Below are 1140 nucleotides of genomic sequence, written 5' to 3'. Positions count from 1 at the left end.
CACGGTGCCGATTGAGGGCACGGCGCCGATCTAGTTGTTGTGGGTCATGACGTTGTAGGTGCTGGGGGTGTGAGGGGGACGGGTTCTTCGGCGGCAGGATGAGAAATCGCCAAACCCCTCGTCCGAGCAGCTGAAGGAACCCGTCCTATGTCTCACCGTAATGCCCCGTTGTCTGTTGAAGGCCGTCGTCGGCTGGTCGCTCGTTGTGCCCATCGTCCGATTGCGCATGTGGCTGCCGAGATGGGTATCTCGCGGGCCTGTGCTTCCAAGTGGGTCGGCCGGTATCGCTGTTTTGGTGAGCTGGGCCTGCTGGATCGGTCATCGACACCGCATCGCCAGCCGACGGGCACACCCGCGCAGGTGATCTCTCGCATCGAGACGATGCGCCGCACCCACAAGTGGTCAGCGGCCCGGATTACGTTCGAACTCAACACCTCTGGCGTAGTGATCAGTCGCCGGACAGTGAGTCGCCAACTGGTCACTTTGGGGCTCAACCGGCGCCGATTCATCGATCCCGCCGGCCAGTTGAATCGCACCCCGGGCCAGATCATCGCGCAACGGCCCGGTCACATCGTGCATGTCGATGTCAAAAAGCCGGCACCATCCCCGCCGGTGGCGGTTGGCGTGTTCATGGCCGTGGCAGCGACCGCGCCAAGGCAGCGGCCCGCGGTCCGCGTCTGGGCTACACCTATCTTCACAGCGCGGTCGATGGCTATTCGCGGCTGGCCTACACCGAAGCTCTCAGCGATGAAAAGGCAAGCACAGCAACCGGTTTCTACCGTCGAGCCAAAGCCTGGTTCGCCGCCCACGGCATCAACCGGATCGAGAAAGTCATCACCGACAACGGCTCGTGCTACCGCGCCGCGACCTTCACCCGCGTCCTGGGCCGCTCCCGGCATCAACGCACCCGGCCCTACACGTAACGCCACAACGGGAAAGTGGAGCGCTACAACCGAATCTTGGCCGAAGAGTTCCTCTACGCCCGGACATGGACCTCAGAAACCCAACGAACGAACGCGTTGAAGATCTGGAACATCCATTTCAACTACCATCGACCACATTCTGCCGCCGCAGGCCAACCACCAGCATCACTACTGGCCACCGGAGTCACGAACGTCATGGCCTCATACAACTAGACGA

At 62.0% G+C, this 1140-nt stretch carries 1 pseudogene; it reads left to right on the top strand.

Going from position 1 to position 1140, the window contains the following annotated elements:
* Positions 1–147 precede the first annotated feature (147 nt).
* A pseudogene (locus AC5Y5C_RS24845) lies at positions 148–1136 on the top strand (IS481 family transposase).
* The last annotated feature ends 4 nt before the right edge of the window (positions 1137–1140 follow it).

It is taken from the genome of Mycobacterium sp. NGS15 (genome assembly GCF_059813245.1).
Note: the sequence above shows the minus strand (reverse complement) of the source record. Positions and strands in the feature narration are given on the sequence as shown.